The sequence below is a fragment of the Chryseobacterium gleum genome (assembly GCF_900636535.1).
GTDB classification, from domain to species: domain Bacteria; phylum Bacteroidota; class Bacteroidia; order Flavobacteriales; family Weeksellaceae; genus Chryseobacterium; species Chryseobacterium gleum.
This window is the reverse complement of the sequence record NZ_LR134289.1, coordinates 502,587-515,611: the sequence shown is the minus strand read 5'-3', so window position 1 is coordinate 515,611 and position 13,025 is coordinate 502,587. Positions and strand designations below refer to the sequence as shown.

Below are 13,025 nucleotides of genomic sequence, written 5' to 3'. Positions count from 1 at the left end.
ATCTGCCAAAAAAAGAACAAACCTTACCATAAAACTTTATGAATGAATATTTTAAGACTGATTAACCAATCGAAATGTCAGATTAATACGCTCTTTCATAGCAGTTACAGATTTGGCAATACGGTGCTCCCAATGCTCCTGCAAATCTCCTTTCATAATCAATAATGATCCATGTGGAAGCGGGAGACTGTATTTACTCTGATGATGATCTTTTTTCCTGAAATCAAAATTTCTGGTCTGTCCTAAACTTACTGATGCAATCACGGGACGTTTGCCATATCTGCTTTCTTTGTCCCTGTGCCAGGCAACAGAATCATTATGATCTCTATACAGATTGAGCAATACAGAATTGAACCGATACCCGAATGTCTCCTCTATTTTTTGTTTCAAAGAAAACAGCTCAGGTGTCCAGTAACAGGTTTCCAGTTCGCCGTTACCCGAAGGATAGGCTGTTTCATCATCTCCATACCATGCGGTTAACCGCGGCGTTAAGACAGTCTTATCGTACATTTTCTGGGTTCTTTGTTTCCAGGAAACCGTTTCAAGCAGATGAGCCCTAAGCTGGTCAGCTTCTTCCCTGCTCAGGAAATGCTCTCTGTACTCCAGAAGATCTTTCGGAAATTCGTACAGATCTTCTGTATTAAATAAACTAAGCTGCTCCATTGTTGTTATTATTTTCAGTCAAAACATATAATCCTTTCCACATATTGATACAAAATATATCTGCAAATATATTAAATATGATACATAAATGAACAACAGCTCTATTTAATTATTACTTCGCAGAATAGCCGCTATTTAAGAAGCAAGCACAGGAGACCAATAAAAAGAAAAAGGAGACCTGGTTTTTGTTCAGGTCTCCTTTTTTATAAAGATTGTATGTTTACATTGCTTTGCTGTTGAGATTGGTATCAGCAACTTTTGTAAGCAGTTCATCACATTTTTTTTCTTCTTCCAATGTGCTTAAAAAGTTTTTAAGACATTCTTCTTCCTTCAATACTTTTGCGAATGCTGCCAGTGTACCATACGTAGCAATTTCATAATGTTCAACTTTTTGTGCAGCTGCAATAATTCCTGCGTCTCTTACTGCTCCCGGTTCTGTCTCTTCCATGATGCTTTTCCCTTCATCCAGCAATCCCTGCATGGCATCACACTTCTTGGCCTGGGCTTTTTTACCCAATGCTTTAAAACATTCCTCCAGTCTTTCCACATGACCTTCTGTTTCGGTGATATGCTTGTCAATGCCTTTTTTAAGTTTTTCATCGGTAGCATTCTTCATCATTACCGGCAGCGCTTTCAACAGTGCTTTTTCAGCCCAGTAAATGTCTTTCAGTGCATCTTCAAAAAGATCTTCCAGACTCTTGGCTGCATTTTTTTTAGCCGGCGTTTTGGCTGTTGTTTTTGCGGTTGTTGTTTTTCCTGTTGTTGCTTTTTTGGTTGCCGTTTTAGTTTCCATAATATAATATTTTAGTGTTTGATTGGTGATAAATCTGCAACTATAAGACCATTTTTGCCTGAAATAAGAAGATGTGGTATCTAAAACTTCCGGAGATACTATTGTAATATATAATAAGAACAGCTGTATGCAGTGAATAAGAAACCTGCAAATCCGTAACCCATTACGGTGTTTGTTTTTTCACCCATACACTTACCGAGCCGGAATTTACCCGGAATACAGCTTTTCCGTTCTGATCAGCAGCAATTTCTTCATGGCGGTTCTTTAAGAAATCAATATAGACTGAATCTGCATGTTCTTTTCCCAATTCTATTTCTTTATAGCCTTCTTCACTGTTGGACATGATCACAACACAGCCCGGATGCTTTTCATCTCCTGTCCGAACAAAAGCTATGCAGTTGGGATGATCAAAATAATCAATCTGATTACCATATGCAAAAAGCTTTCTTGCTTCAAGGAGTCCGGGAAGTTCTTCTACCTTCGGCATAATAATATGTACTTCCTGATCTTCTTTTATATCAATATATTCTGCGCCAAAAAGGTCAGGATAAAATACACAGGGATAAGCCTCATCAGTAAGGAGAATAATAGCATAAGCCAAGGGCTTAAACCAGTCTTTCACCGCAGACTCAAGAGCCTGAAGCTGCTGCGTATCATGATTTTCCACAAAGGAAACCGAGAAAACAGGTTTCTTTTCCAGAAAACTTCCTTTTAATATTCCACTCAGATCATAATTTCTACCTTCGTCTGAGGCTCTGAAGAAATTGTAATGCAGCGGCGCATCAAAACAGGAAATGAGGCCAGTCATCTGATCAGAAAAATATTCAATTTTCTCGGCTTCGTCTTTCCAGAATTCTCCCAGAATATAGCATTCAGGGTTAATTTCTGTCTTTATATATTGGGTCCAGTCTTTCAGGAAGTCTGAAGAAATGTGTTTTAAAGCATCCAGGCGTATCCCGTCAACCTTTGTTGTTTCCATATACCATCTGATCCAGTTTTTCATTTCCTGCACAACATAAGGATTACGGTATTCTATATCAGCGCCCATCAGATAATCATAATTACCAAACTGGTGGCTTACCGCATCCGTCCACTCTTCACCATATTCATTATGGATTTTAAAAACACCCTTCATCTCCTCTCCTTCTCTGATCACATAATCAATACCACTGAAGCAATGATAATCCCATATAAAGTCCGAATACACTCCTTTTCTTCCCGGAAAAGTAAATTTCGTATAGGCCGAAACCTCCATATTTTCTGAGATTCTTTCATTACGGTTTTCTTCATTCAGCTGATGCACCACCATCTTTTCTTCTTCATCTCCTCCCATCCTATGGTTTAAAACAATATCTGCGTACACAGACATTCCCACCTCATGCGCTTTCTCTATAGCCATTAAATATTCAGCTTTCGTCCCGTAACGAGTGGGTATACTTCCTTTCTGATTAAATTCTCCCAGATCGTAAAGATCATAGACATCATAGCCACGTCCTTCCATATTGAGACTGCATTTATTGGCAGGAGGAAACCAGACGGCAGTAAACCCCAGATCTTTTAAATATTCTGCTTTTTCAGCAAACTCATTCCAAAGGTTTCCCGGATGGTACCAATGGAAAAACTGAATCATAACCCCGTTCATATATTATGATTAACCGTTAACAATTAAGCCGCCATTCGGGTGAAGAACCTGCCCGGTAAACTGTGCGGAGGCCTCTGTAGCAAGAAATAAAAAGCTTGCTGCCACTTCTTCAGTAGAGGCATTACGTTCTAAAGGCGGTTTATCCTGATCCTCATCCTCTTCGCCGAATGTTTTTTCCGTAAGCGGTGTGGCTACAGGTCCTGGCGCTACGGCATTCACACGTATTCCTTTCGGTTTAGCCTGAAGCGCCAGTGAGCGTGTGAACGAAACAATGGCTCCTTTGGTTGCGGAATAATCCAATAGTTCTTCATGTCCCATATAAGCGGTGGCAGAGGTTGTATTAATAATAACACCACCCTTTTTTAAATGGGGAAATACAAATTTTGTCAGCAGGATCATTCCAATAATGTTTGAATCAAAAGTCTTTCGGATATCTTCTTCTTTGAGATCCTCTATCGCATTGCACGGAACCTGTGTCCCGGCATTATTAATGAGGATATCTATTCCACCGAATTTGGAAACGACCTCATCAACAACAGTTTTACAGAATGTACTGTCATTAATGTCTCCTTCAAATGAGAGAACTTTGTGTCCCAGTTTTTCAATTTCCTGACTTGTTTTCTGAGCATCTTTGGCGTCATGGTAGTGTATAAATGCAATATCAGCTCCTTCCTTGGCAAACAAAAGAGCGATGGCTTTACCAATTCCGCTGTCTGCTCCTGTAATAAGGACCGATTTATTTTTCAGTTGTAAATCTTTCATAAGTGTGATTATAGTATATTATTGAAATAGGCTTATTCTTTGTTTTCATGGCGTTTATCGAGTTCCAGCTTAAAGCATCCCAGAATGAATTCACTGTAATAAAGCTGAGCATTAACAGACTTTGTTCTGGAATGCAGATCTAATTTTTCAGAAAGAACAACCTTTCCTTTATAAGCAATGGCGAAGTAAGCGAAAAGCTTTCCATGTGATTCTTCCACCGGAGTAGCATACCCCGTTACTCCGATAGACCAGTCTGTTTTGTATATTTTACCTGCCTGTAGCGCCATAGTTTCAGCAATATGAGGAGATACACTGTTAAATTGCCTGGCTTCAGCAGCATCTACATCAAGAAGATTTACTTTTTCTTCTAAAGTATACGCGGTCATTCCCCCTTTAAAGAATTGGGAAGCATCTTTCATCTGGGAAAACGAAAACTGCAGGAAGCCAGCAGTAACACTTTCGGCTGTTGAAACAGTTTCATTTCCCGAAAGCAGATATTCTCCTATACGCTTAAACAGCTTTTCCAGTTCTATAACGAAATGCACTAAGGATTTCACTGATAGCGAATCAGCGTGAGCAATTTGTGAAGATTTTAAAATCATTAATTATATTTTATATCAGGACTTCCCAACTATTCATCTTTCGCAGAATCCCTGGAATCTTGTTGTTCTTTGGACTGCTTGCTAAGCTGCTCATAATATTTATGGAGTTTGTCCAGCTCTTCTTCCGTCAGATCTTCAATATCAACCAGCCGGTTGCTGGCTTTTTCATAGGATGCAATCAGTTCATTAAGCTTTATCTGAATCGCCTTGGAATCTTTGTTCTGAGTTTTTTGAATCAGAAATACCATCAGAAAAGTTACAATTGTGGTACCTGTATTGATAACAAGCTGCCAGGTTTCAGAATAATTGAAAAGAGGTCCACTTACAGCCCAGACAATAACCAGTAAACTTGCTGTAATAAAAGCACCTGGACTTCCGGTTATACAAACAACACGATCCGAAAACCTTTCAAAAAATTTTTTTTTCATAAATAATACGATTTGAATAAAATGATGATACAAGTTATCGAAACAACAGTATAATAATTATGATTCAAGTCATCTACGGCTTTTATTACTTAGCTATTATTATAATATATTTTCCAACAATATTTGGTTTTATTTAAAAATGTGAAGAACCGCATAATTATTTTTATCCGTTAAAAGCAAGCGGGTTTTGCCATGATTTCCTGTCTTAACAAATTGTAAACGAAAGAGGTAAAACAATTAACATATTCAAAAAAGTGAGCAATACAGCATGATTCAAAAACTGAATAAAATCACTTCGTTAAGATTTAATACTTAATTAAAAAATAATTATTCATCTTTGCAGCCTTAAAATCAAACACGCTAGTTTATTTCATGAGCATTATTTTTAAAAAGCGTCTAATTATAGCGCTTGTATTACCTACGGCGGCCTTGTATTACGGGCAGAGTACGAAGGATTCATTAGAAAAATCCAAATCTATTGATGAGGTGATGTTGGTGGGTAGAAACCTTTCCCAAACAGCCAAAGAGAGAAAAACTCCTGTTGCAGTTTCCAACATCAAGGCAGCAGAAATTCAGGAGAAACTGGGAAATAGAGAATTCCCTGAGATTATGAAGTCTACCCCATCCGTTTACGTCACTAAAGTAGGTGGAGGATTCGGAGACAGCAGAATCAACATGAGAGGTTTTGATGGTGCTAACATTGCGGTGATTATCAACGGACAGCCGGTGAATGACATGCAGGGAGGTACTGTGTATTGGTCTAACTGGACGGGATTGGCGGATATTGCCAGCAATATTCAGATCCAGAGAGGTTTGGGAGCTTCTAAATTTGTAGTTCCGTCTGTAGGAGGAACGATCAATATTGTAACCAAAGCTACCGATGCCGAGCAGAAAGCAATGATTAAAGGTGAAGTTGGAAATGATAACTACTCCAGAATTTCTGCGATGTACTCCTCAGGGTTAAAAAACAAATGGGGAACAACCGTATTGCTTTCCCGCTGGCAAGGTGACGGATACATCAACGGAACGAAAGGAGAAGGTTACTCATGGTTTTTCTCAACAGGATTTAAGCCTAATGAAAAACATGCTTTCAATTTAATTGCAACCGGAGCACCACAGGTACACGACACAAGAAGATCTTCTGCCACCGGAGCAAACGTAGCAACACTGCAGCAGTTTGAAACCTATGGAAGAAGATACAACCCGCAAACAGGAATGTTAAACGGTTCTCAATTCAACCTAGCTCCTAACTTCTACCATAAGCCTATCGCATCTTTGAACTGGGACTGGACAATGAATGATAATCTTAAGTTATCTACAGTTGTTTATGGTTCTTGGGGACGTGGCGGTGGAGGTACCGGACTTAACGGTTCTATCAAGAACGCCAGCGGACAAACCATGAATTTCATGAATTATGGTCCTGGTGGAGACGGTACGATCAACTGGGATATGATTTACCGTTACAACAGAGGTGGTATGGTAACTGATTATAATGGAAATACCTTCCAGAAGTCTACCTTTACTGCACCTGCAGGTTCTCCCGGTGATTACAACGGACAATATGTTTCTACTCTGAACGGAACCAGCGGTATCGTAAGAAAACAGAGTATCAATGCTCATGACTGGTATGGAGTGATTGCTGACCTTAATTACAAAAAAAATAACTGGACTTTCAACGGAGGTATTGATCTTAAGACCTATAAAGGCGCGCTGTACGATATTGTAACAGATATGTTAGGATCTGATGCGTTATTTGTTCCTTCCACAGCCAATGCTCCGAAAGGATATTACATTAATCAAACTGTAAAGCCGGAGCCGCTTACCAAGCTTAAAGATGCTCAGAAAGTATCTATCCACAACGAAGGTCTGGTAAAATGGGCAGGTATTTACGGAATGGTTGAATACAGCTCTGAAAAGCTGAGTGCATCTGTTCAGGGATCTGTTTCCGAGCAATATTACAAGAGAAGAGATTATATGCTGTACACTCCTGGAAACCAGGAAACAAAATGGTACCACAAAACGGGTTATATTGTAAAAGGAGGTGCCAACTATAATATTGACGATCACCACAATGTATTTTTCAATACAGGGGTTATTTCAAGACAGCCGTTATTCAACGCTTTATTCCCTTCAAACCAGAACATCTACAATGATGCGAAGAATGAAAGAATCTTCTCTGTAGAATTAGGTTACGGTTTCAAATCCCGTTATGTGGATGTGAACATCAACGCTTACAGAACGCAATGGGATGACAGATTCATTTCAAGAACATTCAATGCTACGGCTGCAGATGTTGCCAAATTCTCTCAGTTAACCCTTGGAAATGCTTACTTCTATAATGCATTGAACGTAGGACAATTACACCAGGGAATCGAATTGGAAGCAAAAGCAAGACCTTTCACTAATCTTAGATTAAGAGGAATGGTATCATTGGGGAACTGGAAGTATAAAGGAAACGCCAACTTCAACATTCTTGATGTTCAGAACAACCAGGAAATTGCAGGTGCAACGGGAACGATCAATATTAAAGACCTGAAGGTTGGGGACGCAGCTCAAACAACAGCCAGCATCGGAGCTGATTATAATATTACCAAAGCTTTCAGTATTGATGCCAACTGGGAATATTATGACAAGCTTTATGCACAGTTCAACCCGATCAATTTCCTTACAGAAGCCGCAAGAGAAAAAGGAATTGTAAAGTTACCAAGCTATCATTTATTTGATGTAGGGGCTTCTTACAAATTCACATTGGATGCGAAAAAGTCTTTAACATTGAGAGCGAACGTATATAACTTATTCAACAAATATTATATTTCTGAATTAAGCTCCAACATCTTCGCAGGCGATAAAATTGCCAATGGCCCGGATGCCGGAAAAACTTATCAGGAAGCTGGCAGAGTGTATCAGGGTGTTGCAGACGGTAATACAGGATTCCTTGGTTTTGGAAGAACCTGGTCTGTTGCAGCAACTTTGAGATTCTAATACAATATCATTTCAACAATGAAGTAATAAGCAGGCTGTTCCAAAAAGGAACAGCCTGTTTTATTTATTAATCAGCAATAAGAAACTTAAAAGTTTTTAGGTTTTCTGTTCTGAGCAGCCTGTCTTGCAATTTCATCAATACGATTTTTCCGGGTTTCAGGTCTTTTGGCAAGCACAATCCATTGCAGCATCATTTTTTTTATGGACTTGCTCAAACTTTGAAAATAGGCTTCAGAGCCTTCATGAATTTTAAAAGCTTCATTCAGATCTTCCGGGATTACAAGGTCTTCCACACTGTCTAAAATATTCCAGGAGCCATTTTCTTTTGCCATTCTGATGGTTTCAAATCCAGCTTTCATCATCAGATTATTTTCTATCAGCTTCTGAACCTTCTCCTTATTGATTTTAGACCAAGTACTGCCGGGCTTACGTCTGCTGAATAACTGTATAAAGGATCCTTCATCAAGGGTCTTTCTTGTACTGTCAATCCAGCCAAAACAAAGAGCTTCATCTACCAGTTCACTCCAGGAAACAGAGGGTAAATTGGATTTTTTGGTATTGCAAATAAGCCAGACAGACTGTTCTATATGATGATTCTCTTCCAGCCATTGCCGCCAGTCCTTCCTTGTTTTGACATGAAAAGTTTTTTTCTCATCCATTTTCCAGTAGTTTAGTTTTACTATGATGCAAAGTTAGGATACTTTGGCGACAACAGTTTGTCAGTAGCAAATTTCTATTTCTTAATTATCACAATCCATAATGTAAGTCTGTTTTAAAGAAATAAATGATAAATTAGCCCAAAATAAATAATTAAATATTTATCTTGTTCAGTCAGATATGGATAGGGAAACTATAGATTATATCATTAGGTATTTCAGAAGGTTAATGACAGAGAATGAAATATTAGCATTGAATCATCATATGTATACTTACAAAAGTTCTGATAGTATTTATTTGAGGAATATAATGATTGAACGAGGGTGGATTAATACTGAACCTGAAATCATAAAGCTATTGGAGAACGGATATGAAGCTTTTGAACAAAATACAGTAAAACGGATCATGAGAGAAACTCCTGAAAAAGTTTTTTTCAATTATTGTCCAAATTGCAATAAATTAGCCCGTACTCCACAAGCAAAGCAATGCAGATATTGCAGATATAGCTGGCATCATTTAACGGTTGCTCAATTTAAGCTTAATAATGCATTTCAACTTACCGGAAGAAACTTTTTCTTAATAGGACAAATTGCAGAAGGTAAAATAAAAGAAGGACAAAGAATAGATTTAAGAATATTGGGACTCAATAAAAAGCCTAAAATTCAATCCATTGAATTTGCCCTTACACGTAAAGGAGGAAAAGCATGGGAAGATATTGCACTGGGTATAGCTGAATTAACTGCAGAAGATAAAGAATATTTAATAGGTATCACACCTGTCAGAGATCCGCTTGACATAATAGTGGAATAAAAATCTACTTACTTCTCATTCTTCACCTGCATCGCTCTTTGATAAAAAGACTGACTGGCAATTTTCTCTTCTGCTTCATCAATGGCAGTCAGCAGATTATTTTTATTGTCTGCGATATCTCCCAAAACCCGGGACAACAGTTCCCAAACGGGTTTCATTTTTTCAATAAGCTCATTCCCTTTTGAAGTGAGCTTAAACAGTCTTTTTCTTTCGTCCTGCTTATCTTTTTCCCACTGTATCAGTTCCAGCTTTTCAAGTTCTTTGAGGAGGGTTATGGTTGATGGATGTGTATATCCGATTTCATTAGCTATCTCTACCACACTTGCTATTTCTTTTTTGTAAATGGTAAAAATGACCGGAAACCACTTCAATTCAAAATCGATTCCGAATGCTTTATAGATCAATGCGCCATCCTTTCTCAATTGTTCACTGAGGCGGTGTAGCCTTGTGGATATGGCAAGAATTCCTGCTTCGTTGATTACATTCATGTTCAGTCAATATGTAAATGGTAAAAAATATCATCAGCACTCATCAGAGGAAATTTACCTGGTAGATTTCCTTTTTCAATCTTCACAAAATGATTCCTTTCATAGAAACGCTGGGCTGCTTTCAGTACCGTTATGGTTCCCAAATATAGATCATCAATTCCGTTTTTACGGCAGAAAGTAATTAAAACTTCCAGTAATTCCTGTGCAATATTGAGTTCTTTTCCCCTGAATTCTTTTTTCACAAACATTTTCCTGATTGCTCCTGCCCTTTTGTCAAACTTAACCAAGGCAATGGAACCTACCAGTTCTCCGTTTACAAAAGCTCCCCAGAAGTTACCTCCGGCTTCCGCATAAAAACTTTCTATCTGCAAAAGATCAGGCTGATCTTCTATAGTAATCGGAATATTAAACTCTTTCTGCTGAATCGTTAAAATCAGGTCAATAGCTTGTTCCGAATAAGAATTTCCTATGGGCTGTATTTCCAATTTCATAGTGTTTGTATTTTAAAGTATAAAACTACGTAGTTAAATACATATTTCCAAATTAATTTTATGCTTTAAAGAAATTTAACACAAAAGAGCAAACGTGAATTTTTATCTGATGATATTTATGTAATTTTCTGATCGAATTAATACCACACAAAAACATCACTTTAAAAATGAAAATAGAAAATCTAAAGGCCTTTGACGGACAGCACTGCGAAACTACTGCAACCGGTACTCTACTTCGGCAAATTGGAATTGAACTTTCTGAACCAATGCTTTTCGGGTTGGGTGAAGGTCTGGGTTTTATCTATTGGAATATGAAAACGATGGACTTCCCTTTCATCGGAGGACGAGTAAAACCTGATCTGCTCACACAAAATTTGGCCAAAAATCTTAACCTTGAACTAACGGTTAAAGAAACCTCTTCACAACAAAAAGCATGGGATCAGGTAAAAGCGCTTCTTGATAGCGGGCAGACAGTGGGATTAAAAATGGATTGTTACCATCTGGAGTATTTTTCAAATCCTTTCCATTTTGCCGGGCATTATGCTGCTATTTATGGTTATGATCACGAAAATGCATTCCTGGTTGATACCAGACAACAAGGCGGTAAAGTAACAACTTCATTAAAAAGTCTGGCAATGGCCCGCGCTGAAAAAGGCCCGATGTCTTCTAAAAATATGTATTATACTATCCGAAAAACAGAGCGAAAATTCGATCTGAATAAAGCGGTAATCACTGCAATCAAAAATAATGCTGCGGAGTATCTGAACCCGCCTATCACAAATATTTCTTATAAAGGAATCCTCAAAACAAGTACTGAAATTGTCAAATGGTTCAATACAAGTAAAGATATTGAAGGAGAATTTAAGCAAGCAGCCTTACTCATGGAAAAAGCAGGAACAGGCGGAGCTTTATTCAGGAATTTATACCGTGATTTTTTGAAAGAAAGTTATGAACTGCTTCAACTTGATCCGTTAAAAGCTGGTTATGAAGCCTTCAAAGAAATTGCTGAACTTTGGACAAAGGTATCTCAACTGTTTGAAAAAGTAAGCCAGACAAAAGAAATGATCTATATTCATCAGGCTTCGGATATTTTAAAAACACTTTCTGAAAAAGAGAAAAAGGCTATGGAAACATTGGCCATGTTGTAAGGGTCTTACTAATTCTTTCCTCACCATAAAAAAACGTATGCCATTGCTGACATACGTTTTTATGATATTATATTGCTGAAACGGTTATTTCCAACCTCCGCCTAAAGCCTGATAAAGCTCTACGGCTGCTTTCATTTTACTGTATCTTGCATTGGAAATGTTAAGCTCTGCATTCAAGGAATTCACACTTGCATTCAACACTTCAAGATAGTTGGCCATACCATAGTTAACCAATTCCTGGGAATAGTCAACAGATTTTTTATAGGCATCCAGTTCTTTTTGCTTCAATTCAATAAATGAATCCTGTACAGAAAATACTCTGATGGCATCAGAAACTTCTTTTCCTGCAGTTAAAACTGTTTTTCTGAAGTTCAGATAAGCCGTTTCCTGATTGGCAAGACTTACGTCATAGTTGGTCTGGATCTGTCTTTTATTTAAAATCGGCTGTGCCAATCCTGCCACTACATTTGCAAACAATGAATTTACACTGAATAAATGGTCTATATCCACAGACTGCAATCCGCCGCTTCCTGTCAGTTTTAAAGTAGGATAAAATTGAGCTTTGGCAGCATTCGTCAGTTGGAAAGCATTCATTAAATTAAATTCTGCTCTCATTACATCCGGACGGTTGGCCAGAAGCTGAGTCGGATATCCGAGTTTCAGATCAATCGGAAGTTTTTGTCCTTCCAATGTAGATCTTTCAATTGAGTGAGAGGGCTCTCCCATCAAAAGACTCATGGTATTTTCCAGCAGCTGGATCTGTGTATCAATATCAATCAGTAATGATTTGGCATTGAAAACAAGCGCTTCGCTTTGCTGTACGGCTACTTCAGTAAGAGTTCCGGAAGCTTTTAAAGCTTTTGTTGCTTCAAGATTTTTCTCCCTTACGGCAATTGTTTCTGTAATGATTCTTTTCTGAGCATCAAAAGTCAGCAACTGATAATACGCAGAAGCAATGGAAGACACCAAGCTGCTTTTAACTGCTTTATGAGCGGCAACAGTTCCTAAATAAGTCGCAAGCTGTGCTTTCTCCTGTGCTTTTAATTTGCCCCAGATATCAGCTTCCCATCCGATACTTGCCGTAATGTCAAACTGGTTTACATAACGCCTTTCTCCAATAATCTGTCCAAACTGGGTGTTGATAGACTGCGTCTGAAATGTATAGTTGGGCCCGATAGAAAGTGTCGGCTGATAGGCTGCTTTACTCTGTTTAAGATAGGCCTCCGCAGAATTAATACTTTCCAAAGCAATCCTGATGTCAAGGTTGTTCTCCAGTGCCTTGGAAATATGCCCCTGCAATATCGGATCAGTGAATATTTCTTTCCAGGAAATATCTGCAATATTCGTACTGTCCGAAGGAAGCATATCTGTACGGAAAAGCTTTTCGTCCACAACGTTCTTCGGTCTTTCATATTCTTTTCTCGCCATACAGGATGAAATGGCTCCGAGTATGAAAACTGAAAAAGTGATTCCTTTTATGATGTTTAATAAACTCTTCATTATTTTTAATTAGAAGTTAGAGTTTAGAAGTTAGAAGTTAGTTTTTAGACTTATCCCTA

At 38.2% G+C, this 13,025-nt stretch carries 13 protein-coding genes; 3 read left to right on the top strand and 10 right to left on the bottom strand.

The annotated features are described in order from the left end of the window. Window positions 1-51 precede the first annotated feature (51 nt). From EL165_RS02310 to EL165_RS02285, 6 genes are all read right to left on the bottom strand, one after another. A complete protein-coding gene (locus tag EL165_RS02310; RefSeq protein ID WP_002979784.1) occupies window positions 52-663 on the bottom strand; it encodes an alpha-ketoglutarate-dependent dioxygenase AlkB family protein in 612 nt (203 codons plus the stop codon). A gap of 220 nt (window positions 664-883) precedes the next feature. Next, window positions 884-1,456 (bottom strand): YciE/YciF ferroxidase family protein, encoded by a 573-nt coding sequence (locus tag EL165_RS02305; RefSeq protein WP_002979785.1) that lies wholly within the window; start codon window positions 1,454-1,456, stop codon window positions 884-886. A 163-nt stretch (window positions 1,457-1,619) separates the two neighbouring features. Continuing rightward, window positions 1,620-3,086 (bottom strand): alpha-amylase, encoded by a 1,467-nt coding sequence (locus tag EL165_RS02300; RefSeq protein WP_198418446.1) that lies wholly within the window; start codon window positions 3,084-3,086, stop codon window positions 1,620-1,622. 21 nt (window positions 3,087-3,107) lie between these two features. Beyond that, on the bottom strand, window positions 3,108-3,860 hold the full coding sequence (locus EL165_RS02295; RefSeq protein WP_002979787.1) for an SDR family oxidoreductase: 753 nt from the start codon (window positions 3,858-3,860) through the stop codon (window positions 3,108-3,110). Between the two features lie 32 nt (window positions 3,861-3,892). After that, the gene (locus tag EL165_RS02290; protein WP_002979788.1) at window positions 3,893-4,462 is read right to left on the bottom strand and encodes a CinA family protein; all 570 of its coding nucleotides are present in this window, start codon (window positions 4,460-4,462) and stop codon (window positions 3,893-3,895) included. A 29-nt stretch (window positions 4,463-4,491) separates the two neighbouring features. Beyond that, complete coding sequence (locus EL165_RS02285) at window positions 4,492-4,890, bottom strand: low affinity iron permease family protein (RefSeq protein ID WP_002979789.1); 399 nt, start codon at window positions 4,888-4,890, stop codon at window positions 4,492-4,494. A 372-nt stretch (window positions 4,891-5,262) separates the two neighbouring features. Between EL165_RS02285 and EL165_RS02280 the strand changes: the two genes are divergently transcribed. Further along, window positions 5,263-7,872, top strand: a complete 2,610-nt coding sequence (locus EL165_RS02280) for a TonB-dependent receptor (RefSeq protein ID WP_002979790.1) — start codon at window positions 5,263-5,265, stop codon at window positions 7,870-7,872. Window positions 7,873-7,958: 86 nt separating this feature from the next. Here EL165_RS02280 and EL165_RS02275 read toward each other — a convergent pair whose 3' ends face one another. After that, window positions 7,959-8,531, bottom strand: coding sequence for a YdeI/OmpD-associated family protein (locus EL165_RS02275; RefSeq protein ID WP_002979791.1), 573 nt, complete (start codon window positions 8,529-8,531; stop codon window positions 7,959-7,961). Between the two features lie 226 nt (window positions 8,532-8,757). Between EL165_RS02275 and EL165_RS02270 the strand changes: the two genes are divergently transcribed. Next, window positions 8,758-9,339: a hypothetical protein gene (locus tag EL165_RS02270; RefSeq protein ID WP_002979792.1), complete on the top strand. Its 582-nt coding sequence runs from the start codon at window positions 8,758-8,760 to the stop codon at window positions 9,337-9,339. 8 nt (window positions 9,340-9,347) lie between these two features. On the opposite strand, the gene EL165_RS02265 is transcribed toward EL165_RS02270, so the two are convergent. Both EL165_RS02265 and EL165_RS02260 read right to left on the bottom strand, forming a co-directional pair. Continuing rightward, a complete protein-coding gene (locus EL165_RS02265; protein ID WP_002979793.1) occupies window positions 9,348-9,827 on the bottom strand; it encodes a MarR family winged helix-turn-helix transcriptional regulator in 480 nt (159 codons plus the stop codon). Between the two features lie 2 nt (window positions 9,828-9,829). Next, window positions 9,830-10,318, bottom strand: coding sequence for a GNAT family N-acetyltransferase (locus EL165_RS02260; RefSeq protein ID WP_002979794.1), 489 nt, complete (start codon window positions 10,316-10,318; stop codon window positions 9,830-9,832). Between the two features lie 167 nt (window positions 10,319-10,485). Between EL165_RS02260 and EL165_RS02255 the strand changes: the two genes are divergently transcribed. Continuing rightward, window positions 10,486-11,466: a BtrH N-terminal domain-containing protein gene (locus EL165_RS02255; RefSeq protein ID WP_002979795.1), complete on the top strand. Its 981-nt coding sequence runs from the start codon at window positions 10,486-10,488 to the stop codon at window positions 11,464-11,466. 84 nt (window positions 11,467-11,550) lie between these two features. On the opposite strand, the gene EL165_RS02250 is transcribed toward EL165_RS02255, so the two are convergent. Further along, complete coding sequence (locus EL165_RS02250; protein ID WP_002979796.1) at window positions 11,551-12,966, bottom strand: efflux transporter outer membrane subunit; 1,416 nt, start codon at window positions 12,964-12,966, stop codon at window positions 11,551-11,553. Between the last annotated feature and the right edge of the window lie 59 nt (window positions 12,967-13,025).